The following is a 21,192-nucleotide window of genomic DNA, read 5'->3' as shown; positions in this document are numbered from 1 at the left end:
GCAGCCGGTCATTGCGCCTGCAGCATTTCGGTCCAGACGTCCTGCATCTTCTTGTCGAGATCGGCGTTCGGCGCCGGATAGGACTGGGCGCGGGCAAGGAACTCCGGCTGCTCGTCGAAGCGCAGGATCTTCTTCTGCTCGTCGCTCAGCGCCGCTTTGGTGTTGGCCGGCATGCCCCAATAGCAGGACGAGGTGGCGAGCCGCGCCTGGCCTTCGGGGCTCATAATGTACTGGATGAATTTAAGTGCCAGGTTCTTGTTCTTGGAATCCTTGAACATTGCCAGCGACTGCGACCACAGCACGGCGCCTTCCTTCGGGATCGAGAAGTCGAGCGCCGGGTTTTCCTTGGCCAGCCCCGCCGTCACCCATTCGCCACCTCCGACCAGTATGTCGACCTCGCCGGTCGCCAGCGCTGTCTGGCTGGCGGTCACTTCGCCGACCAGCTTGGCATTGGCCTTCATTTTGAGCAGCTGTTCCTTGATGGCGGGAAGGTCGGCTTCGGTCAGTTCCGCCGTCTTCTTGCCGATCGCCAGTGCGGCCATGCCGATGACCGGCAGGTAATAATCGTAGATGGCGATCTTGCCCTTGTATTTGTCGCCGGTCAGCGCGGCAAGCGACTGCATGTCGGCCGGGTCGACTTTAGTCTTGTTGTAGCCGATCGTGTTGTAGCCGAACTTTTCGGTGATGCCGTAACGCTTGCCGTCGACGACGGTGGAGCTATCCATCTTCACCTGCGGAAACAGGTCGACCAGCGGCAGCTTGTCTTCCGGTAGCGGCTCGAACAGGCCTTTTTCGACGCCGCGCGGTACGTCGATGCTGTCGATCACCATCACGTCCCAGTCGCCGGGCTGTGATTGATCGACGATGGCCAGGCCGGCGCCGGTGCCTTCGAACTCCTTGACATTGACCTTGACGCCGTTGGCCTCCTCGAACGGCTGCAACAGCGCCGGATCGGCGTGATCGCACCAGATCAGCGCGTTCAGGTCCTGCGCCTGAGCGAGGCTGCCAGCCGCCAGCAGCAGTGCTGCCGCGGCGCACGCGCCTTGGAGATGGCTCTTCAGAACGGAAAGCGGGTTCCTGGTAATTGGATTGGGGGTCTTTGGATTGATGGACATCGAGTGTTCTCCCTTGCCTTTTTGGCTTGTGGCAAAAAATTGAACCAATTCTAAAATTGAGTCAATTCTGTTTTTGTGGCAAACAGCCGCTATGAGCGGATTGCGGGCAAGGCAGAAGGCGGATCGGCACCGCCGCATCATCGAGGCGGCAGCGGACCTATTCCGCGATGCCGGTTATGAAGGCGCCAAGATCGAGACCATCGCGGCGCAGGCCGAAGTCTCGGTCGGCACGATCTACAATTACTACCAGAACAAGGGCGACATCCTCGGCGCCATCGTCTCGCTGGAGGTCAACGAGGTGCTCAATGCCGGGCGCGGCGTCGTCGCCAACCCGCCGGCCAATGTCGGCGACGCGCTGGATACGCTGCTCGGCATCTATATCGAACATTCGCTGCATTATCTCAGCAAGGAGATGTGGCGGCAGGCGATGGCGATCTCGACGCAACTGCCGGACAGCCCGTTCGGCCAGGCCTATACCGCGCTCGACCGGGCACTGACCGAGCAGATCCGTGCGCTGATCGCCCGCCTGCAGGCGCTCGGCCTGGTGCGCCGCGACATCGACGGGCCGGCGCTCGGCGAACTCATCTTCAACAACATGAACATGATGTTCATCGAATTCGTGAAGCGCGAGGAGGCGAGAATTGCCGAACTGCGCACGGCGATACGCAGGCAGAACAGGATATTGGTGGCGGCGATTGGGGTTTGACTGCTGTCACCCAGCCGAAAGACCTGCCCGAGCGAGGGCTTCGGGCGCCGGCGTGACGTGCCCGTGCGGCTTGCAGTAGACGGGGTCGATCGCGTGATAGCCAAGCAGATGGCCGAGTGGCGCCAGGATCCCCAGCGCCACTCGCTGAATCGCAGGTGGCGGGTGCGTGAAGACGATCACGTCGGCAAATTCCCTGGCGATGACTGCTGCCTGAAGCGGCGAAGGCCTGCCTTTTTTGTCCACCTTGCCGGCATTGGCCAGGCCGAAGAGCATGCCAATCAGCAGCTCGAAACGGTTCGGGTCGATATCATCCGCACCTGGTGCCCGGTCGACTTCGACCAGGACATGCGCTTCTTCGGTTTTGCTGCTGTTCCACCAATCATGTGCGACGCCTGCTTCGATCGCGGCGGATTGGCCAGGCCCCAGAGACAAAGTCTTTCCGGCGATGCAAGCGTCGAGCCGGCCGCCGAGGACGGTAAACCGTTCCGTCAGGTTCGGGTGGAAGTGCTCGCCCACCACTGCGGCTCCCGGCCGAGCGGTCAGATGGGCGATGCCTGGCCCATCTCCGCGGTCTTCCGTGCCACGCAGGATGACAGCATATTCGCCGGTCACCTTGTTCTCGTAGACATCTCCACAGCGTGACATGGATCAGCTCGTGGGTTCATAGCATCAGCGCCGCCAACTATACGGTTGAAGGCATGGTGCTTCAACGACTACAGGCGCCGACGTTCTGTTAACACAGGCGCGACGCCCTACCGAATATGCTTTGGAGGCCGCGCTCGCGGAAACGGCACGACCGTCAGCGGCGCCTTGCGGAATTCTGCGATGGCTATTTCTTCAATCAGCGCGTCGAGGGCCTCGTTGACGCGCCGGCTCGTTTCATCCGCGCCGCAGAGGCGGTTTTGTGCGCACTCCAAAAGCTCGCGCGCCGCGGCGAAATCACTTCGCATGACAACACCCTTTGGTTTTTGGCCCGCCGCACCGACATTGTCGGCGCGCTTAATTGAGCGAGTGCTAATATACACAGGAGCAATTTAATCGAATGGTACGAGATGGCCGAGGCCGGGAGAGCGGGCCGAAATGACGGCTCTGCAACGGCGAAGACACGCCCGGGCTCAGCGTTTCCAGATATGAGATGCTAGCTCGTTGTCTGGCGACAGATTTTGCCAGCAATTTCACGGAAGTTTCTGGTGACCCGACGAGGACGGTCCCGACACGTACGCCCCTAGTACGATCTTGGGCGGCTTAGATATTCTCTGGCGGCGGCAATCTGGCGTCGATGCTCGCGGAGGAAAGCCGCGCCGAAACAAATCGCAAAGGCCAGTACGGAAAGGCTTGTCGTTGCTCTTGATGCTGGATCGGGATCGGGACTTATCAGGAAACGGAAACCAAGCGCGAAGGCGAAGACGATAAGGCCGCCAAACATACCGTTGATGAAGGGGGCGGTCGTGCGTTTCTGCTCCAACGAAGACTCCTAGGTTTTCCGCTAGGGAACTATGGTTTCCGCTAGGGAATATATGCGTTGAAGCTGATGTGCTACCGATCTGACGGCCCCGGCCTGTGGATATCGGGGACGAGCAGATATCAAGCGCCCCCGAGGTCTCAAGAAGCCCGCACTGGTGCCCCCGGACGGAATCGAACCGCCGACCTTCGGTTTACAAAACCGCTGCTCTACCAGCTGAGCTACAAGGGCACGGCGCTCGGGTTAGCATATTTGCTGCGCCAGTAAAGACAAAACTCCGTTTTCGGCTGCCGCGACCGCGCCGGTTCTGCCGCCAGGGCGTCCTGAAAACGGCCAATTCGCTTCCTATATTGACCGAAGGTGCAATCGCATCAGCGAGGCTGTCGCATGATCAGGTTTGTCATCATTCTCCCGCTCGTCGTCGTGGCCTGGGTTCTCCTGGTGAAGCTCGTCAGGGATCTGAAGCGCGCCAATATCGACTGGACCGGCGTCACCACCATCATCGGCTTCATCGCGCTCGCCTTCTGGCTTCGCCATATCACCGGCATGGGCTGAGGTCTGCCGATTGTTCCGGTGAACTGTCGACCGACGACTGTTCGTGGTCGCGGCCGACGCATCAGGCCGGGCGATTTCTCCCTTCGAGAAAAAATCCAAAAAGATCTTCGAACCTTTTTCCTTGTTGCGACGACTGACGGTCAAGAGGCGGTGGGTCGCCTCTCACAACAAGGAGATCGTCATGTTCAAACGCACCATCGTTTCCGGCCTCGTCGCCCCCACCGTCGCCGCCGCCATGCTGGTTGGTACGGTTCAGCCTTCGGCCGCCCATCACAAGCACTACAACAAGCACCTCGGCATCGGCATTGCTGCAGGTGTCGGCGGCTTCCTGCTCGGCAGCGCGCTCGCCCAGCCGCGCACCGTCTATATCGAGGAAGACGGCGGCTCCTGGCATGTCCGGCGCTGCCTCAATCGCTACCAGAGCTACGACCCGTACTCGGACACCTATGTCGGGTACGACGGTTATCGCCATCGCTGCCACCTTTGAGAGCCACTACCGCCCGTTTTGAGAGGAGGTGACCGTTTCAGGCAACCGGAAGAAGGGGCATCCCACCGCCCCTTTTTCTGTATGTCTGAGTTCCTATTCGACTGCCAATGTCGGCATAGCTCATCATTTTTGAATTGGGCGCCGTCGACGAAACTGCCAATCTCCCCCCTTGCGGGGGAGATGCCCGGCAGGGCAGAGGGGGGTGCTGCCCCGCACTACTTGTCAATAGATGACAGTCAAGCCTACGCCAATTCCCAGTTGGAGTGGCTGAACATCGACGTCGGCGATCCTTCGCACCCCCGTCTGTCCTGCCGGACATCTCCCCCGCAAGGGGGGAGATTGGATTGCCGCACGGCTTTCGCTAATCGCCAACACTGAAAACTGCCTTATCCCGCCGTTCGGCTCTTGCCGATGTACAGGGGTTTCCCAGCAGCCTAATCTACAAGCCGAACAGCAATCTACTGCCGAGCCGAAACAGGGAGAGGGCGCTTGGGCGAGCACGATCCGAACGAAGAGCCGATCGAGACGATTTTCCGCAACGGCACAATCACCACCGTCGGCATCCTGCTGGCGTTCTCGCTGGGCTTCATCACGCATTGGGCCGCCAACCCGATACCATGGGAAATCTATCACCTGGCCGCCGTCGTGCCGATTTTGATCGGCATTGCCCTGCAGATACGAGCGCTGCGGTTGCTGCTCGACATAACGTGTCTACAACGGCGCGTTTATGAACGCGCCAATCGCATCTTCATTGCCGGCCTCATCTTCACCGCCTGCGGAGTTGGGCTGGCGATGCTGCTTGATTTCTACGACCTATCGACCAAGAGCGCGGTGCCCGGGGCCTAGCTCTGGCCATCCTGGCAGATGTCGCACCATTCGGCGCTGGTCAGCGCTGCCATGCGCTCGGTTCGCTGCCAAGGCCGGGAGGGGTCGGCAGGCCGCCGATCATCCTCGTCACCTCCGCAGCTGCATCGCGCACCAACGGGCCGATCTCGGCCAGCCGTTCCGGCGTGACCCGCACCGTCGGCCCGGAGACTGAAACGCCGCCAATCGGCTCGCCGAACTCGTTGAAGATGGCGGCGGCAACGCAGCGCATGCCCGGATGCCGCTCCTCGTCGTCTACTGACCAGCCGCGCAGCTTGATCGTCACCAGGTCGCGGGCGAGAGCCGAGATGTCGGACAGCGTGTTTTCAGTGAAGCGCTCCAGCCCGGCCCGGCGCAGGATAGTGGCGACGCGCTCCGGCTCGAGATGCGCCAGCACCGCCTTGCCGATGCCCGAGGCGTGGAAAGAACTGCGCGTGCCCGGCCGGAAGAAGGCGCGGATCGCCTGGTGCGTCTCGACCTGGCTGACGAAGACGACGCAATCGTCCTCGGCGACACCGAGATTGGCGGTCTCGCCGGTCTTCTCCATCAATTCCTGCATGACGATGCGGGCGCGATCGACCAGCTTGCGGCGGCGCAGGAACGCCGCGCCCATGCGATAGGTCTCGACGCCGATCGACCACAGCTGGTCGGTGCCGTCGAACTCGACCATGCCATGGTTCTCCAGCGTCGTCAGCATGCGGTAGGCGGTGGATGCCGGCAGACTGGAGCTGGCGGCGATCTCGCTCAGCGACAGGCCACTGCCGTCGGCCACGATTGCCAGGATGCGAAGCGCCCGGTCCAGCGACTGCACCGAAGCGGCCTCGGACGGTCCGTTGAAGGCGCGCGGCCGGCCGCGCTGGCGTTTTTCGATGGTTTCCATGGATCCATTCTTCCCCTGTTCGCCCAAGCAAGCAATGAAAAAGTTTTTCATCGATTTGCGAAGCGAATTCATGGAAAACAGAAAGGCCAATCAATTCAATTCACAAGAGCCGCTCTCTAGAAATGAAAAAATATTCTGAAAAAATTGAAAAGTAGTCGGCGCACTGGCATCATCGGCCATCAACAATTCCGTGGAGGCTGACATGGCCAAGATGCGCGCAGTCGACGCAGCGGTTCTCGTCCTCGAAAAGGAAGGCATTTCCTGTGCCTTCGGCGTGCCGGGTGCTGCGATCAACCCGCTTTATTCGGCGCTGAAGGCGAGGGGCAGTATCCGCCACATCCTTGCGCGGCACGTCGAGGCGGCTTCGCATATGGCCGAAGGATTTACCCGCGCCAGATCGGGCAATATCGGTCTGTGCATCGGCACTTCGGGTCCCGCCGGCACCGACATGATCACCGGCCTCTATTCGGCCGCTGCCGATTCCATCCCGATCCTCTGCATCACCGGGCAGGCGCCGCGGGCTCGCCTCAACAAAGAGGATTTCCAGGCTGTCGACATCGCCGCCATCGCCGCGCCCGTCGCCAAATGGGCTGTTACCGTCATGGAACCCTATCTGGTGCCGATGGCGTTGCAGAAGGCGTTCCATCTGATGCGCTCGTCGCGGCCGGGGCCGGTTCTCGTTGATCTGCCGGTCGATGTGCAACTGGCTGAGATCGAGTTCGACATCGATGCTTATGAGCCGCTGGTGCCGTTCAAGCCGGCAATGTCGCGCGCTCAGGCGGAGAAGGCCCTGAAAATGCTCAATGCGGCCGACAAGCCGCTGATCGTCGCCGGTGGCGGCATCATCAACGCCGATGCGTCGGACCTGTTGATCGAATTCGCCGAAGTCACCGGCGTGCCTGTCATTCCGACGCTGATGGGCTGGGGCGCGATCCCCGACGACCACCGCCTGATGGCTGGCATGTGCGGGCTGCAGACCTCGCACCGCTACGGCAATGCGACGATGCTCGAAGCCGATTTCGTATTAGGCATCGGCAACCGCTGGGCCAACCGCCACACCGGTTCGGTCGACGTCTACACCAAGGGCAAGAAATTCATCCACGTCGATATCGAACCGACGCAGATCGGCCGCGTCTTCGCGCCGGACCTTGGCGTCGTCTCGGACGCCGGTGCGGCGCTTAAAATGCTGCTCGACGTCGCCACCGAATGGAGGACGGCCGGGAAATTGCGCGACTGGTCGGGCTGGGCCGGCGAATGCCGGCAGCGCAAGAAGACGATGAAGCGCAAGACGCATTTCGACCAGGTGCCGCTGAAGCCGCAGCGCATCTACGAGGAGATGAACAAGGCGTTCGGCCGCGACACCACCTACGTCACCACGATCGGCCTGTCGCAGATCGCCGGGGCGCAGTTCCTGCATGTCTACAAGCCGCGCAACTGGATCAATTGCGGCCAGGCCGGGCCGCTCGGCTGGACATTGCCGGCGGCGCTCGGCGTTCGCGCCGCCGATCCGGACCGTACCATTGTCGCACTTTCCGGCGATTATGATTTCCAGTTCATGATCGAGGAACTGGCAGCCGGCGCGCAGCACAGACTGCCCTACATCCATGTCGTCGTGAACAATGCCTATCTCGGCCTGATCCGCCAGGCGCAGCGCGGGTTTTCGATGGATTTCGAAGTCAGCCTGGCCTTCGAGAACGTCAATCGACAGGGCGATGCCGAAGCTGGCTACGGCGTCGACCATGTCGCTGTCGCCGAGGCGATGGGCTGCAAGGCCGTCAGGGTGCGCAAGCCGGAGGAATTCGCCGGTGCCTTCGAGGAGGCGCAGCGCCTGATGAACGAGCACCAGGTTCCGGTTGTGCTCGAATTCATCCTCGAGCGCGTCACCAACGTTTCGATGGGCACCGAAATCGACAAGATCACCGAGTTCGAGGAGCTTGCCGAGCATCACGAAGACGCGCCGACGGCGATCGTCATGCTCGACTAGCTGTTTTATGAGGAATTACTGCCATGCCACGGTTTTCAGCCAATCTTTCGATGCTCTTTGGCGAGCACGACTTCCTCGACCGCTTCGATGCCGCCGCCCGAGCGGGCTTTAGGGGTGTCGAGTATATCGGTCCCTATGACCATGCGCCGGATGTCGTTGCGGCAAGGTTGAAGCAGAACGGGTTGACGCAGGTCCTGTTCAACCTGCCTGCCGGTGACTGGGCCAAGGGCGAGCGCGGCATCGCGATCCTGCCGGACCGCATCCCGGAGTTCCGGCAAGGCATTGCCAAGGTCGTCACCTACGCGCACGCGCTGGGTTGCGAGCAGGTCAATTGCCTCGCCGGCATCGCGCCGCAGGGCGTCGATCGCTCCGTGCTGGAAGACGTCTTCGCCGAAAATCTGGCTTTCGCGGCGGAAAAGCTGGAGCAGGCCGGCATCCGGCTGCTGATCGAGCCGATCAACACCCGCGATATCCCGGGCTTCTTCCTGAATTACTCGGACCAGGCGCTGGCGCTGATCGACCGCGTCGGCTCGAAGAACCTGTTCCTGCAATACGACATCTATCACATGCAGATCATGGAGGGGGATCTCGCCCGTACCATCGAGGCAAACCTCAACCGCATCGCGCATATCCAGCTTGCGGACAATCCTGGCCGTCATGAGCCGGGGACGGGCGAGATCAATTTTCCTTTTTTATACAAGCACATCGACAGGATCGGGTACCCCGGCTGGGTCGGGGCGGAGTACAAGCCGAAGGGCGGAACGGAAGCCGGGCTCGGGTGGTTTCGGGACGGGGCCGGGCAGGGGAGTGCGGCGGCATAGACGCTACGTATCGCACGTCGCGTTCCTGCGCGCCCCCCTCTGGCCTGCCGGCCATCTCCCCCACAAGGAGGGAGATTGGATGTCACCGCCGCTTTCGCCAATTTTCGAGGTCGGGAAAGTTTAAGGGCCGGAGCGCGAACTGCCGATCTCCCCGCTCGTGGGGGAGATGGCCAGCAGGCCAGAGGGGGCGCGCAGGAACGCCGCCTTAACAAGAAACGGAGAAAGACATGGAAACCATCGGCTTCATCGGACTCGGCATTATGGGCGCGCCGATGGCGGGGCATCTGCTCGGTGCCGGCTATCAAGTCTTCGCCAGCGACCACCGCTCGAAACCGCCGGCCGATCTCGTCGCCAAGGGTCTGAAGCCCGTCTCCGGCCACAACGCCGTTGCGAAAACGGCCGACATCGTCATCACCATGGTTCCGGATACGCCGCAGGTGGCCGATGTTCTGTTCGGCGACAATGGCGTCGCGTCCGGCTTGACCAAAGGCAAGCTGGTCATCGACATGAGCTCGATCTCGCCGATCGAGACCAAGGCATTTGCAAAAAAGATCAATGATCTCGGCTGCGACTATCTCGATGCGCCGGTGTCGGGCGGCGAGGTCGGCGCCAAGGCGGCTTCGCTGACGATCATGGTTGGCGGTGAGGAAAAAGCCTTCGAACGCGCCAGGCCCATCTTCGAGAAGCTTGGCAAGAACATCACTCTGGTCGGACCCAACGGCGTCGGCCAGACCACCAAGGTCGCCAACCAGATCGTCGTTGCGCTGACCATCGAGGCCGTCGCCGAAGCGCTTGTTTTTGCATCGAAAGCAGGCGCCGACCCGGCCAAGGTCAGGCAGGCGCTGATGGGCGGGCTCGCAAACTCGCGCATCCTGGAAGTGCATGGCGAGCGCATGATCAAGCGCACTTTCGCGCCCGGCTTCCGCATCGAACTCCACCAGAAGGACCTGAATCTCGCCCTTGAAGGCGCGAAAGCGCTCGGCGTCGCCCTGCCCAACACTTCAACGACGCAGCAATTGTTCAACTCGTGCGCGGCGAATGGCGGGTCAAAGGAGGATCATTCGGCGCTGGTCAGGGCTTTGGAAAGAATGGCGAACTTCCAGATTGGCTAGAGAGTTTGCTGGCTGCTGCCAGTCAATTTGAACTTACCGACATTGGCAGCTATCCGCTCAAGGGCTGGGACAAGCGTGCCGTTCTCGAACGCTTCGCTAAGAGCTCCGTCAACCCACCTTTCATCGGCCAAGTTGCTGGCGACCCGATAATGGATCTCTGTGACGTCCATGGAGGCCAGGGCTTCGGCGTTCTCCGGCAACCAACTCTCCCGGCCGGCGTTGACGTCGAGAAATTTTCCAAAATCGGCTGGATTCTCAAGGCCGTGGACAAGCTGGAATATGTCATCCATCACGGCGTGGTAGCGGTCGTTCGCCTCGTCATAAAACTCCGGCGGAGTGAGTGTTCTTAATGTGCCGATCGTACTCGCGAGAAGCGCGAGCCATTCTCCCTGGTTTGAAAACGCCTTTAACATACCAATCGCTCGATCAATCCGCCGAAAGAAACTTCCTCGCCGCATAAAGCGCCACCGCCGCCGCATTCGACACGTTGAGCGAGCGGATGGCGCCGGGCATGTCGAGCCGGGCCAGCGTCGTCACCGTCTCGCGCGTCTTCTGGCGCAGGCCCTTGCCTTCGGCGCCGAGCACCAGCGCTATTCTGTCGCCGGAAAAACTCTTTTCAAGCTCCGCCGGTCCATCCGAATCGAGACCGATGGTCTGGAATCCGGCATCGTGCAGCTGGCCGAGCGCATCGGCGAGGTTCTTTACCTCGATTTGGTCGATATGCTCGAGCGCGCCGGAGGCCGACTTCGCCAGCACGCCGGATTCCTGCGGGCTGTGGCGCGCCGTGGTGATCAGTGCGCCGGCACCGAAGGCCACCGCCGAGCGCAGGATCGCGCCGACATTGTGCGGATCGGTGATCTGGTCGAGCACCAGCACCAACCTGGTGTCGCCGAGCGCATCGAGGCGTTTCGGTTTCAGCGGCTCGGCCTCGATCAGCACGCCCTGGTGCACGGCATCCGAGCCGGTGACCTTGTCGATGTCCCTGGGTTCGACCAACTCCGCCTTGAAGGGCAAAGCGCCGAGATCGGCGATTGCCAGCCGCTCGGCAGCGTTGCGCGTCACCAGCATTTTCTTGATCTTGCGGCGCGGATTGTCGAGTGCGGCCCGCACCGTGTGCAGCCCGTAAAGCCGCACCAGCCCGTCCGCCGCGTTCTCCCCGGGCGGCACCGGCTGGCGTGGCCTGAACGCCGGCGCGCCGCCGCTCTTCTCGTCGCGATGCGCGCGGCGCAGCTTGGCGTAGTGGGTATCTTTCGGGGTCTTCGATTTGTTATCGTTGCTCATGGCGGCCTCTATAGCCGTGTCGTCCGGCGATGGATACAGCTGCACAAGGTGCTTGTCAGGCGAGGTGCGAAATTCAGCGCTTTTTGCCGGGCTGTTGTGGTTGACAGTTTTGGGCGCTGCCGCCATAAGGCGCTTCGCGGAAGGGCTGCTTTGGCGGCCGCGACGCGTCGATGCCTCGTTGCATGGCTCCGGCGGCAGACTGGAGAGGTGCCCGAGTGGTTAAAGGGGACGGACTGTAAATCCGTTGGCTATGCCTACGTTGGTTCAAATCCAACCCTCTCCACCACTGCCGGCCCGGAAGCCCTGAAACGCAGAGCGAGCGTCGGAGCGTATCCGATGCTTGACTGAAAGGCGCGGGTATAGCTCAGTGGTAGAGCAGCAGCCTTCCAAGCTGAATATGCGGGTTCGATTCCCGCTACCCGCTCCAGATTTCCCGCAGCCGCGGCGTCCCTCGCGCACGATCCCGAAGCAGGCACCGCCAAGTGAAGCGCTTTGCCGATAATTCAAAGTGTTGGTTGCGCGTCCAGACGGACGCGCAACGACCTCAATCCGTTGTTTTATGCATGTCGTTGTACCAAACCGCAGGGGGTGTTGGGCGACATGCCTTAACTCGCGAATTTGCTGAATATGGACGCGAGCTGGTTCTGCTGCGGCACTTGCCCGTTCGGCGTCAGCTGGTCGACAAGCCCTGGCAAGGCTGCGGACAGTTGCTTGAGCAGGTCCTGCTGGTTCAGCCCCGTCCTTTGCGCGATCTCCTGAATGATTTGTGGCCCGAGAGCGCTGCCCAGATCGCTGGGGTTGATCGGCTGGTTCTGACCGGTACCGACCCACGAATTGGCGACGTTGCCGTGGCCGGCGTCCTTCAGTTTGTCGAGCAGGCCGCCCAGACCGCCGAGCAGGCCGCCATCGGCAGATGCTGTTGTATCAGGCGGGACGGGGGCAGGGCTTTGCGTTGCCTCCGGCTGGGCGGAACTTCCACCGCTCAGCATTTTTCCCACCAAAAGTGCGCCGAGCGCGATCATCAGCGGCTTGGCGACGTTGCCGCCGGGAACGGCATTGTCAAACAGTCCCATTGTGGATCTCCATGTCAAATTGCCCGTCCGTCTCCGACAATGACGCATCCATGGCGAATTTCAAGCCGGTTTGAGCTTTCCGTAATCATGATTTTCAAGTTGGCTTGAGCTTTGCTTAATAATGTGGAAGTAATCGAGCGCGGGGAACGGAGAGGAAAAATGTCAATATTAAGCTGGATTATTCTCGGCGTCATCGCCGGCTTCATAGGCAGCAAGATCGTCAATAAAAGCGGGCAAGGCCTTGTGCTCGACATCGTGCTCGGGATTGTCGGGGCCATCGTCGGAGGGCTCATCTTCAGCGCGTTTGGCGCGTCGGGCGTTACCGGGCTCAACATCTATAGCCTGATCGTAGCCGTGGTCGGTGCCGTGGTTGTCCTCTGGGCCTATCATCAGTTCAGCGGCAAGAGGGCTCTATAGAAGCCGTCCGGCAGTTGCGTCGGCATTCGGGTGAATGCCGACCGCCTATCTGATCCTTCTGAGGATTTCGCGGATCAGCGTGTTGAGGCCGGCTTCCAGCCCTCTCACCATGATCGGCCATAGTTCCTCCAGCAATCGCTGCCATACGGCATCCCGCCCAATCCTCACCGGCAGATTTGGCATCGAGCTCATTGCCGCCGTCACGTCGCGGCGCAGCCGCTCGCCGCAGCCGCTTGCGCCGCTGATCGTCGGATCGAAAGGCAGCCGGGTGAAATCCCATTTTCCGCGTTGCTCGATGCCGAGATTGCTTTCGACCTCGGCGTGCGAGAGCACCGTTTTGGGCGTGACCTTGATGCGGTAATATTTGCAGAGTTCGGCGACAACCGCGGTCATCGCGTCCCACTGCGCCCTGGTCATCGGATAGCGGCCGGCATCGAACGGCCTTTCCTCCGCCCCGGCCATGCAACAGAGCGAAACCCCGATCGAGCCGCCGTTGCAGTTGAGCGTGTGCGCGGCATATCCCGGTTTTACCCGGCCGGAATTGAGCGCGATCGAAGGCCGGCCCCTGACCAGACGGCCATTCCCCTCGACCAGTATGTGATATGCATCCTTCTCGGTATCGCCGGCCGAATGCGAGCCCGCCGTCCAATGGCAAATGACGCGCCTCATCGCAACATTGGGCAACCACTCGGGCGGTAATGCCACAGAAATCCCCGCGACATAGGTTCGGTGACGGAGCACAGTATAGTTTCTTTGGCGACGGACGCGAAAACGAAACGATAATTTGGTTGAGCGTTTTCTAACGGTCAGCTATTCGTCGGCATCTCCAGCGACCACGTGTTCTTCATATTGCGGCAGGTCGTCGGTGATCGTGAACCACTTCGCCTTGGAGCCGACAAAGATGTGCTGCGTCGGGCGGATGGTCGGCTCGTCGACCAGGGTTCCCATGGCGACATGCACGAAGGCACCGCCGCGGACCACCGAATAGAGCAACGAGCCGCAAGTCTTGCAGTGCGCGTTATGGCCGGTTTCGTCGCCGAAGATCATGAGATTGTCCTCGCCCCTGGTCAGGCTCAGCCTGTCGCGTTCGATGCCGGCGAATGGCTTGAACGCCGAACCGGTGGTGCGCCGGCAGTTCGAGCAGTGGCAGTTCGCGGCATAGATGAACGCGTCCGCCACCGCATACTGAACGGCGCCGCACAGGCACTTTCCGGTGAGCGTGCGGTTGCTTGCATTCTGGTTGCTTTCCGGGCTTGCCATGCGCTTCTCCACTTCCGCTCTAGGCGACGACAGTCAACCGGCGCTTGCGCTCGTCGAGCGAGACGATTGTCAACCCGCTGGCCACCACCAGCAGGATACCGCAGATGGCCAGCGCATTCGGGAGTTGCCGGAATACCACCAGGCCCGAAATCACCGCCCAGACGGTGAAGCAATAGTAGAACGGCGCCACCACGCTGGTCGGCCCGACCCGATAGGCCATGAAGATGAAGAAGTGGCCGAAGATCAGGAACAGTCCGGCCCCCGCCATCAGCAGCAGGTGATGGGTTTCAGGCACGACCCACTGCTCGGAAAGCAGATGCGCGACGCCGGCGCCGGCGAGCACCACGACCACCGCGGAAATGGCAACAACCATCCCCGGCACCTCGGCGGCGACCTTGCGTCCCGCCAGATCGCGTGCCGCGGACAGAGCGGCATTGCCCAGCGCCAGCAGGGCGTAGACCGAAATCCCCTGCATCGTCGGTTGTGCCACCATCACCGCGCCGATAAAGCCAAGGCCGATCAGCGCCAGCCGCACCCCGCCGATCCGTTCGCCAAACAGGATCGAGGAGCCGACCAGCATCAGCAAGGGTGTGATCTGCCCAAGCGCGGTCGAATCGGCGATCTGCATGTTGGCGAGCGCCACCACGTAGCAAAGGATAGCACCCAGTTCGAGCAGGTTCCTGCGCAACACCTTCGCGTCGAGGATCAGCGGGATCTGCTTGCCATAGCCCAGCATGAACAGCAGCGGAATGCCCCACAATGTTGCCGCAGCGCCGCGCAGGAACAGCACCTCATAGGGCGGCAGTCCCGCGGTTGCGAGCTTCATCATCGTGTCGTTCACGATGTAGGACCCGGTCGAAACGACCATGAACAGCGGGCCTCGGATGGCAGTCGGGATGAAATGCATGGGCCGACGAAATCAGACCGGCGCAGCAGCGGCAATGGGCCAGCGGCAAGCGAACGGATTTCCAGCGGCAAGCGAACGGATTATGGCTTCAATTCACGTTGAGCGCTCCAGCCCGCGAAGCCAAGCGTGTCGGAAAAGCCTGCCATGCGCGGCCGACCACCAGGCCTGACACAAGCAGCGCCGAGAGAAAGGCGGTGGCCAGGTGGTCCGAGGGGCCCGAGACGAGCAGAATTCCGGCAGCGATCACGACAGCGCTTTCTTTCGCCGAAAATCCTGATTTTCCTAGAAACGCCAGCGGGATGGCAAGAGCCACGAAATCATAGATGAACGCGTAAGGCGAAGCGAGAATCGTCACGGTTGCGAGCGCTGCTGCCTTGACGTCGAACGCCACTTTTTGACGCCATATCCAGACAATGCCGGCGCTCAGAACTGCGATGAGCAGGCCCTGCGCGGTCCATGCGAGCGTCCAATTCCACCCAAGCGCGCGGACAAAACCGTAGAGGCTTTGAAGCTTGGAGAAGTCAGCCCTACCATCGACGAGAATGGTGCCGTTGACCTTGGCGGCGGCATCGAAGAAATCGGACCAAATCTCGGCGCCGAAGAGGCCGATGGAAAGCATGATCATGACGGTGGTGGAAACAGCGGCCCAACCGATCACTCGCCAAAAGCCTCCGGCGATGAGCGCAAGCGGGATCATCAGACCGAATTGCGGCTTATAGGTGAGCAGGCCGAAGCAGAGGCCGGCCAGCGCGGGGCGTTTTTCGATCGAGGCGATGGCTGCGCCAAGCAACGCAGCGGTAATGAAGCCGTTTTGGCCGACCACGGTATTCCAAAGCACGGGGGGCCAGGCCATGGCTGCCAGAATCGCAACGCGTGTGTTCCCGATCAGCCGTATGGCGGCGGCGTAGAGCGTTATCCCGGTCGCCATCCATGCAACCAATGCAGCCGGATAGGATAGCAACGCCAGTGCGGCGGTCACGATCAGGAAAGTCGGAGGATACTGCCATGAAAAATAGCCGTCGAAGGTAGCACCGCTTTCAGCGGTCGAGATGCTCTTGTGCAGGTCCCAATTATAGGCATCGGCGGCATGGCCTTGCAGGACAAGCTTGCCAGCCCCCCAGAATGCGATGAAGTCGGTCGCCAGCGGCCGCCCGTTTTCGTCGAACAGCCAGCTGCCGATCAATATCGAAATGCCAAGCACGCCGATGTAAGTGCAGATCAAGCCGCATATGGCCAGATAGATCAGACGTTGCAGGTTCTGCCCTGTCGCGATGGTGGCAATCCGCATGATGCTCATTTACCCGCAAGTGCCCAGGCGCCATTCTGCTCCAGTGTCATTAAGCCAGTCTCATTAAGGGAGTGTCATTAAGGGTTTGTGGCGCCTCCGGCCTTGGGTCGTGCCCATCTTACATTTCCGTCTTGCCATTCCCATATCGGCCACATCCCCTAAATCGGATCATGGGTTCGAACCGAGTGAGCCGCGCTCAGCCACAAGGCACTTGTGTTTTTCGGCCTTAGTCGCTAATCGCCCCGCATTCGACTGAACTGAAGGTCCAGGCCGTCCTTAGGCCGTCCAAGGAAAGAGACTATGGCAAAAGGTAAATTCGAGCGCACTAAGCCTCATGTGAACATTGGCACGATTGGTCACGTCGACCACGGCAAGACGTCGCTGACGGCGGCGATCACCAAGTATTTTGGCGAATACAAGCGCTACGACCAGATCGATGCGGCGCCGGAAGAAAAGGCACGCGGCATCACCATTTCGACGGCACACGTCGAATACGAGACGGCTGCCCGCCACTATGCCCATGTCGACTGCCCCGGCCACGCCGACTATGTGAAGAACATGATCACCGGTGCCGCGCAGATGGACGGCGCGATCCTGGTCGTGTCGGCCGCCGACGGCCCGATGCCGCAGACCCGCGAGCACATCCTTTTGGCCCGCCAGGTCGGCGTGCCGTCGATCGTGGTGTTCTTGAACAAGGTCGACCAGGTCGACGACGCCGAGCTGCTCGAGCTGGTCGAGCTCGAGGTGCGTGAGCTTTTGACCAAGAACGAGTTCCCCGGCGACGACATTCCGATCGTCAAGGGTTCGGCGCTTGCCGCACTTGAAGATTCTGACAAGAAGATCGGCGAGGACGCGATCCGCGAATTGATGGCGGCGGTCGATGCCTACATCCCGACGCCGGTTCGTCCGCTCGACAAGCCGTTCCTGATGCCGATCGAGGACGTGTTCTCGATCTCGGGCCGCGGCACGGTGGTGACCGGCCGCGTCGAGCGCGGCGTCGTCAAGGTCGGCGAGGAGCTGGAGATCATCGGCATCCGTCCGACCACCAAGACGACCTGCACGGGCGTCGAGATGTTCCGCAAGCTGCTCGACCAGGGCCAGGCCGGCGACAACATCGGCGCGCTGTTGCGCGGTGTCGACCGTGAAGGCGTCGAGCGCGGCCAGGTTCTGGCCAAGCCCGGCACCGTCAAGCCGCACAAGAAGTTCGTCGCCGAAGCCTACATCTTGACCAAGGACGAGGGCGGCCGTCACACGCCGTTCTTCACCAACTACCGTCCGCAGTTCTATTTCCGCACGACGGACGTAACCGGCATCGTGTCGCTGCCGGAAGGCACCGAGATGGTGATGCCGGGCGATAACATCACCGTCGATGTCGAGCTGATCGTGCCGATCGCCATGGAAGAGAAGCTGCGCTTCGCCATCCGTGAAGGCGGCCGCACCGTCGGTGCCGGCATCGTCGTCACCATCAAAGAGTAATCAACGCCGGCGTTGCCGGTCGAGATCGAATGCGAAAGGGCGGTCTTCGGGCCGCCTTTTTGATTCGAATAGATTAACCGCCTTGCTTCAAATCCTGTTGCAAGCGCCTCTGCCGTAACTAGTATAGGTTGCATCGAGGGGGCTGCCCGAATGGTTCCATGGCGCCGTTTGCATAGTCAGGCATTGTGGTCGTTAGGACTGATCTGCCTGGTGTCGTTGCTCGCCATGGGCCACGCCGCCTTCGCAGCCGATGCCAAGAAATCCACGCCGGAAAAATCCACGCCGGATCTCGGCCCGACGATGCGGTTCGTCGTCGTCCGCAGCAGCGCGCCGGGCTGCGAGCCGACCTGTCCGGAATGGATATCGGCGGAAGGCTCGATAGAAGCCGGCACGCCGGCTCTGTTCAAACGCACGCTGAAGGCGCTTGGCGGCCGAAAGCTGCCGATCGTCGTCGATTCCCCCGGCGGCAATGTCGAAGCGGCGCTGACACTTGGTCGCCTGATCCGCAAGAACAAGCTCGATATCGCCGTCGGCAAAACCCGGTTCGTCGGCTGTCTGCCAAATGTGAAAAACTGCAAGGAAAACGACGGCAAGGGCGCCCGTTATTTTGGCAATGCCTATGCCGACGGCGCCATCTGCAATTCCGCCTGTCCGTTGATGTTTTCCGGTGGCATCCGGCGCGTGGTCGGGGAATGGGCCTTTCTCGGCGTCCATCAGATCACCACGACCTATATCCGGACGAAATTGCTGTACCGCACCACCTACCGCGTGGTGAAGGGTAAGAAGAAGATCCTCAACACCAAGGTCGTCAGCCGGAAGAACGCCGGCAGCTACAAGACCTACGAGATGAACAAGCCGCTGGAGCGGAAGCTGGCGGCCTATCTGAAGGAGATGGGCGTCGGCCTGGGCGTGCTCGAGACCATGAAAGGCACGCCGGCCAGCAGCATCCAGCAACTGGTTCCCTACGACATGCTGCAAATGAATCTCGTCACCAGCTTGGATGCCGTCGACCTGCTGACCGCGCCAACCCTATGCAAATCCGATCCGTTGCCGGCGAGTTGCAGGGAGCTGCCGGCGCCGGCGAATATCGCGAAGCCGGCCGGCGAAGTGGTGGCGAACGCCGGGCCTGCACCCGCAGGGCACGAAACCACGCGGCCGAAGGAGGCCGCAGACATGCGCTTCGTCCTGGTCCGCGGCAGCAATCCGCTTTGCAATCCCAACTGCCCGGAATGGATCTCGGCCGAAGGCACAATTACCGCCGACACGCCCGAAAAACTGCGCCAACTGCTGGACGGCGTCGGCGACCGGCGTCTGCCCATCGTCATCAACTCGCCGGGTGGTGATGTGCTCGGTGCTTTGGCGGCCGGAAGGCTGATCCGCGAACGCAAGCTCGACGTCACCGTGGCGCGGACGGATTTCATTGGCTGCGAACCGCGGCAGGCCGACTGCACGGCCGAAGACGGCGTCTATAACGGACTGACGGTCGATGCCGGCGGCGCGTGCGGCTCGGCCTGTCCGATCATGCTCGCCGGCGGTGTCAAACGCCTCGTCGGCCCGCGCGCACAGCTGAGCGTGCATTCGGTAGGGCAGGAGCAAAAGGTCAAGGCCTATCTCGAGGACATGGCCATCGGCCCCGGTCTGTTTGCCGCAATTCAGCTGAATTCAGTCGAACGGCAGCTCGAACTCGACAGGATGCTGAAATACGGGCTGACAACCGGGCATCAATCGGCAGACGAATTGACAGGCCCCGGCATCTGCAGATCGGAGCCACAGCCCGAGAACTGCCGCGAAGCCTCGGGCGCCAAGGCTCAGGCCAGCACGCCGGTCAAATCGTAAGGCGGGCTTGATAGCTGCGAGCTGATCGTGCCGATCGCCATGGACGAGAAGCTGCGCTTCGCCATCCGTGAAGGCGGCCGCACCATCGGTGCTGGCGTCGTCGTCACCATTATAGAGTGATCGGCGCCGGCATTGCCGGTCGAGATCGGATGCGAAAGGGCGGTCTTCGGGCCGCCTTTTTCGCTTACTGACTCGAGGCAGAACAATCTTGCGCGGGTGTTTCAAAGCTATTGCAACCACCATTGCCGCAACTATTATAGGTTGCATCAAGGGGGCTTTTGCCAAGCGTGGTTTCGGGACGCCGTTTAGATAGCGTGGCAAGGTGGTGGCGCGGGCTGCTGGTTATTGCCATGGCGATGGCTGCCTTCGCCGCAAAGGCCGAGGATGTCTTCCCGAAATGGTCCGATCCGACGACTTGGACCGATCCGAAGCTATTATCCGATGATCTCTCGCCGATGCGATTCGTCGTCGTGCGCAGCAACGCGACCGGCTGCGAGTCTAACTGTCCGGAATGGATTTCGGCAGAAGGCGCCATCGAAGCGGGCACGCCAGCGCAGCTCAAGCGCATATTGAAGACGCTCGGCCGCCGCAAACTGCCCATCATCGTCAATTCCCCGGGCGGCAATGTCGATGCTGCGCTCCAGCTTGGTCGAATAATCCGCAAAAACAAGCTCGATATCGCCGTGGGTACGACCAAGTTTTCCGATTGTTGGCCCGGGATGAAAGATTGCCGGGCCAATGACGGCAAGGGCGCAGCATATTTCGGCATTGCGTCTGACGGGGGTGCCATGTGCAACTCCGCATGTCCGCTGATGTTTGCCGGAGGCGTCGGACGCGTGGTCGGCGGTTGGGCCTATCTAGGCGTCCATCAGATCACTACGACCTATTTCCGCACAACACGGCACTATCGAACCACCTATCGAGTTGTGCGGGGCAAAAAATATAGGATCACCACAGAAACCATCACTCAAGACAATGCCGGCTACAAGACCTATGAGATGAGCAAGGCGCTTGAGAGGAAACTTTCGGCCTATCTCAGGGACATGGGTGTCGGACGGGGCCGCGAGGCGGCGACTTGTTCAGCGCTCTGGCGATGGGGCGACTTATCCGTGAAAAGAAGCTCGACGTCGCCGTTGCCCGTACCGATTTCGTTGGCTGCGACCCGGAAGAGTGGAATTGCTTGGCCAAAGATGGCGCCTATGCCGGAGTGGCCAGCGATGCGAAAGGCGACTGCGATTCGGCCTGCGCGCTGATGCTGGCTGGGGGCGTCAGGCGGCTTGTCGGTCCACGGGCGCTACTCAGCCTTTACCTGATGGGACAAGCCCAGCTGATCAAGGCTTACCTTGACGAGATGGCAATCAACCGTGATCTGTTCATGACGCTTCAGCGCATTTCGGTCGAGCGTCAGCTCGAACCTGACGTGATGCTGAGGGCCGGACTGACGACTGGGCCGCAATCAGTGGACGAGCTGACCGGTGCCACCCTGTGCAGATCGGTGCCGAAGCCTGACAATTGCCGCGTGGTGCTCTCGCCCAATGCGCAGGCCGAGGCGCCCGCCAAATTGTAGGGGCGCGTCGGTTTCGGAAGCTGGCCATCGAGACAGGTTGAGCGATGCTGGATGTTTCCGCTATCGTCCGGCGTGGTAGAAGACCAGCCAGGCGAGGGATC

At 61.2% G+C, this 21,192-nt stretch carries 24 protein-coding genes, 3 tRNA genes and 1 pseudogene; 15 read left to right on the top strand and 13 right to left on the bottom strand.

Annotated elements, in window-relative coordinates; translation table 11 throughout:
- Window positions 1–8: 8 nt before the first annotated feature.
- A complete protein-coding gene (locus NKJ93_RS03360; protein ID WP_352496183.1) occupies window positions 9–1,115 on the bottom strand; it encodes a polyamine ABC transporter substrate-binding protein in 1,107 nt (368 codons plus the stop codon).
- Window positions 1,116–1,206: 91 nt separating this feature from the next.
- Here NKJ93_RS03360 and NKJ93_RS03355 point away from each other — a divergent pair, with 91 nt between their 5' ends.
- On the top strand, window positions 1,207–1,821 hold the full coding sequence (locus tag NKJ93_RS03355; protein WP_352587612.1) for a TetR/AcrR family transcriptional regulator: 615 nt from the start codon (window positions 1,207–1,209) through the stop codon (window positions 1,819–1,821).
- 6 nt (window positions 1,822–1,827) lie between these two features.
- On the opposite strand, the gene NKJ93_RS03350 is transcribed toward NKJ93_RS03355, so the two are convergent.
- From NKJ93_RS03350 to NKJ93_RS03335, 4 genes are all read right to left on the bottom strand, one after another.
- Complete coding sequence (locus tag NKJ93_RS03350; protein ID WP_352496181.1) at window positions 1,828–2,466, bottom strand: cupin domain-containing protein; 639 nt, start codon at window positions 2,464–2,466, stop codon at window positions 1,828–1,830.
- Between the two features lie 107 nt (window positions 2,467–2,573).
- A complete protein-coding gene (locus tag NKJ93_RS03345) occupies window positions 2,574–2,771 on the bottom strand; it encodes a hypothetical protein (RefSeq protein ID WP_352496180.1) in 198 nt (65 codons plus the stop codon).
- Window positions 2,772–3,046: 275 nt separating this feature from the next.
- Complete coding sequence (locus NKJ93_RS03340; protein WP_031193539.1) at window positions 3,047–3,286, bottom strand: hypothetical protein; 240 nt, start codon at window positions 3,284–3,286, stop codon at window positions 3,047–3,049.
- A 152-nt stretch (window positions 3,287–3,438) separates the two neighbouring features.
- Window positions 3,439–3,514, bottom strand: a tRNA-Thr gene (locus NKJ93_RS03335).
- Between the two features lie 156 nt (window positions 3,515–3,670).
- Between NKJ93_RS03335 and NKJ93_RS03330 the strand changes: the two genes are divergently transcribed.
- The 3 genes from NKJ93_RS03330 (at window position 3,671) to NKJ93_RS03320 (ending at window position 5,171) form a co-directional block, all read left to right on the top strand.
- A complete protein-coding gene (locus tag NKJ93_RS03330) occupies window positions 3,671–3,838 on the top strand; it encodes a hypothetical protein (protein ID WP_023717505.1) in 168 nt (55 codons plus the stop codon).
- A gap of 43 nt (window positions 3,839–3,881) precedes the next feature.
- Window positions 3,882–4,325 (top strand): BA14K family protein, encoded by a 444-nt coding sequence (locus tag NKJ93_RS03325; protein WP_352587609.1) that lies wholly within the window; start codon window positions 3,882–3,884, stop codon window positions 4,323–4,325.
- A gap of 489 nt (window positions 4,326–4,814) precedes the next feature.
- Window positions 4,815–5,171 carry a hypothetical protein gene (locus NKJ93_RS03320; protein WP_023717507.1) on the top strand — a complete coding sequence of 119 codons (357 nt, stop codon included), beginning with the start codon at window positions 4,815–4,817 and terminating at the stop codon, window positions 5,169–5,171.
- Between the two features lie 40 nt (window positions 5,172–5,211).
- On the opposite strand, the gene bhcR is transcribed toward NKJ93_RS03320, so the two are convergent.
- Window positions 5,212–6,069, bottom strand: a complete 858-nt coding sequence (bhcR, locus tag NKJ93_RS03315; RefSeq protein WP_352587606.1) for an HTH-type transcriptional regulator BhcR — start codon at window positions 6,067–6,069, stop codon at window positions 5,212–5,214.
- 202 nt (window positions 6,070–6,271) lie between these two features.
- Here bhcR and gcl point away from each other — a divergent pair, with 202 nt between their 5' ends.
- The 3 genes from gcl (at window position 6,272) to NKJ93_RS03300 (ending at window position 9,986) form a co-directional block, all read left to right on the top strand.
- The gene (gcl, locus tag NKJ93_RS03310; RefSeq protein WP_352496178.1) at window positions 6,272–8,053 is read left to right on the top strand and encodes a glyoxylate carboligase; all 1,782 of its coding nucleotides are present in this window, start codon (window positions 6,272–6,274) and stop codon (window positions 8,051–8,053) included.
- A gap of 23 nt (window positions 8,054–8,076) precedes the next feature.
- The gene (gene hyi, locus NKJ93_RS03305; RefSeq protein ID WP_352484572.1) at window positions 8,077–8,874 is read left to right on the top strand and encodes a hydroxypyruvate isomerase; all 798 of its coding nucleotides are present in this window, start codon (window positions 8,077–8,079) and stop codon (window positions 8,872–8,874) included.
- Window positions 8,875–9,101: 227 nt separating this feature from the next.
- Entirely contained in the window at window positions 9,102–9,986 is an 885-nt protein-coding gene (locus tag NKJ93_RS03300; RefSeq protein WP_352587603.1) for a 2-hydroxy-3-oxopropionate reductase, read from the top strand.
- On the opposite strand, the gene NKJ93_RS03295 is transcribed toward NKJ93_RS03300, so the two are convergent.
- The gene (locus NKJ93_RS03295) at window positions 9,983–10,399 is read right to left on the bottom strand and encodes a DUF6508 domain-containing protein (protein ID WP_352587600.1); all 417 of its coding nucleotides are present in this window, start codon (window positions 10,397–10,399) and stop codon (window positions 9,983–9,985) included. The genes NKJ93_RS03300 and NKJ93_RS03295 overlap by 4 nt on opposite strands.
- Before the next feature lie 13 nt (window positions 10,400–10,412).
- Window positions 10,413–11,267: a TrmH family RNA methyltransferase gene (locus NKJ93_RS03290; protein WP_352587597.1), complete on the bottom strand. Its 855-nt coding sequence runs from the start codon at window positions 11,265–11,267 to the stop codon at window positions 10,413–10,415.
- Window positions 11,268–11,468: 201 nt separating this feature from the next.
- On the opposite strand from NKJ93_RS03290, the gene NKJ93_RS03285 reads away from it, so the two are divergent.
- Both NKJ93_RS03285 and NKJ93_RS03280 read left to right on the top strand, forming a co-directional pair.
- A tRNA-Tyr gene (locus NKJ93_RS03285) sits at window positions 11,469–11,553 on the top strand.
- 67 nt (window positions 11,554–11,620) lie between these two features.
- Window positions 11,621–11,694, top strand: a tRNA-Gly gene (locus tag NKJ93_RS03280).
- Window positions 11,695–11,872: 178 nt separating this feature from the next.
- Here the strand turns inward: NKJ93_RS03280 and NKJ93_RS03275 are convergent.
- On the bottom strand, window positions 11,873–12,340 hold the full coding sequence (locus NKJ93_RS03275; protein WP_023717512.1) for a YidB family protein: 468 nt from the start codon (window positions 12,338–12,340) through the stop codon (window positions 11,873–11,875).
- A gap of 159 nt (window positions 12,341–12,499) precedes the next feature.
- Here NKJ93_RS03275 and NKJ93_RS03270 point away from each other — a divergent pair, with 159 nt between their 5' ends.
- On the top strand, window positions 12,500–12,757 hold the full coding sequence (locus NKJ93_RS03270) for a GlsB/YeaQ/YmgE family stress response membrane protein (protein WP_023717513.1): 258 nt from the start codon (window positions 12,500–12,502) through the stop codon (window positions 12,755–12,757).
- Between the two features lie 45 nt (window positions 12,758–12,802).
- Here NKJ93_RS03270 and NKJ93_RS03265 read toward each other — a convergent pair whose 3' ends face one another.
- From NKJ93_RS03265 to NKJ93_RS03250, 4 genes are all read right to left on the bottom strand, one after another.
- On the bottom strand, window positions 12,803–13,426 hold the full coding sequence (locus tag NKJ93_RS03265) for a peptidoglycan recognition protein family protein (protein WP_023717514.1): 624 nt from the start codon (window positions 13,424–13,426) through the stop codon (window positions 12,803–12,805).
- Window positions 13,427–13,567: 141 nt separating this feature from the next.
- Window positions 13,568–14,017: a GFA family protein gene (locus tag NKJ93_RS03260; protein WP_023717515.1), complete on the bottom strand. Its 450-nt coding sequence runs from the start codon at window positions 14,015–14,017 to the stop codon at window positions 13,568–13,570.
- Between the two features lie 19 nt (window positions 14,018–14,036).
- The gene (locus tag NKJ93_RS03255) at window positions 14,037–14,924 is read right to left on the bottom strand and encodes a DMT family transporter (protein ID WP_023717516.1); all 888 of its coding nucleotides are present in this window, start codon (window positions 14,922–14,924) and stop codon (window positions 14,037–14,039) included.
- A gap of 88 nt (window positions 14,925–15,012) precedes the next feature.
- Window positions 15,013–16,221, bottom strand: coding sequence for a glycosyltransferase family 87 protein (locus NKJ93_RS03250; protein ID WP_352587594.1), 1,209 nt, complete (start codon window positions 16,219–16,221; stop codon window positions 15,013–15,015).
- A 291-nt stretch (window positions 16,222–16,512) separates the two neighbouring features.
- Between NKJ93_RS03250 and tuf the strand changes: the two genes are divergently transcribed.
- From tuf to NKJ93_RS03225, 5 genes and pseudogenes are all read left to right on the top strand, one after another.
- On the top strand, window positions 16,513–17,688 hold the full coding sequence (gene tuf, locus NKJ93_RS03245) for an elongation factor Tu (protein ID WP_127294065.1): 1,176 nt from the start codon (window positions 16,513–16,515) through the stop codon (window positions 17,686–17,688).
- Window positions 17,689–17,838: 150 nt separating this feature from the next.
- Complete coding sequence (locus NKJ93_RS03240; protein ID WP_352496504.1) at window positions 17,839–19,524, top strand: COG3904 family protein; 1,686 nt, start codon at window positions 17,839–17,841, stop codon at window positions 19,522–19,524.
- A gap of 21 nt (window positions 19,525–19,545) precedes the next feature.
- Window positions 19,546–19,644: pseudogene (locus NKJ93_RS03235) on the top strand (EF-Tu C-terminal domain-related protein); the annotation flags it as partial.
- A gap of 230 nt (window positions 19,645–19,874) precedes the next feature.
- On the top strand, window positions 19,875–20,777 hold the full coding sequence (locus NKJ93_RS03230; RefSeq protein ID WP_352587591.1) for a COG3904 family protein: 903 nt from the start codon (window positions 19,875–19,877) through the stop codon (window positions 20,775–20,777).
- Window positions 20,777–21,091: a hypothetical protein gene (locus tag NKJ93_RS03225; RefSeq protein ID WP_352587589.1), complete on the top strand. Its 315-nt coding sequence runs from the start codon at window positions 20,777–20,779 to the stop codon at window positions 21,089–21,091. Before NKJ93_RS03230 ends, NKJ93_RS03225 begins: the two co-directional genes overlap by 1 nt.
- The last annotated feature ends 101 nt before the right edge of the window (window positions 21,092–21,192 follow it).

It is taken from the genome of Mesorhizobium sp. M0028, assembly GCF_040323855.1.
In the GTDB taxonomy this organism is placed as follows: Bacteria; Pseudomonadota; Alphaproteobacteria; order Rhizobiales; family Rhizobiaceae; genus Mesorhizobium.
Note: the sequence above shows the minus strand (reverse complement) of the source record. Positions and strands in the feature narration are given on the sequence as shown.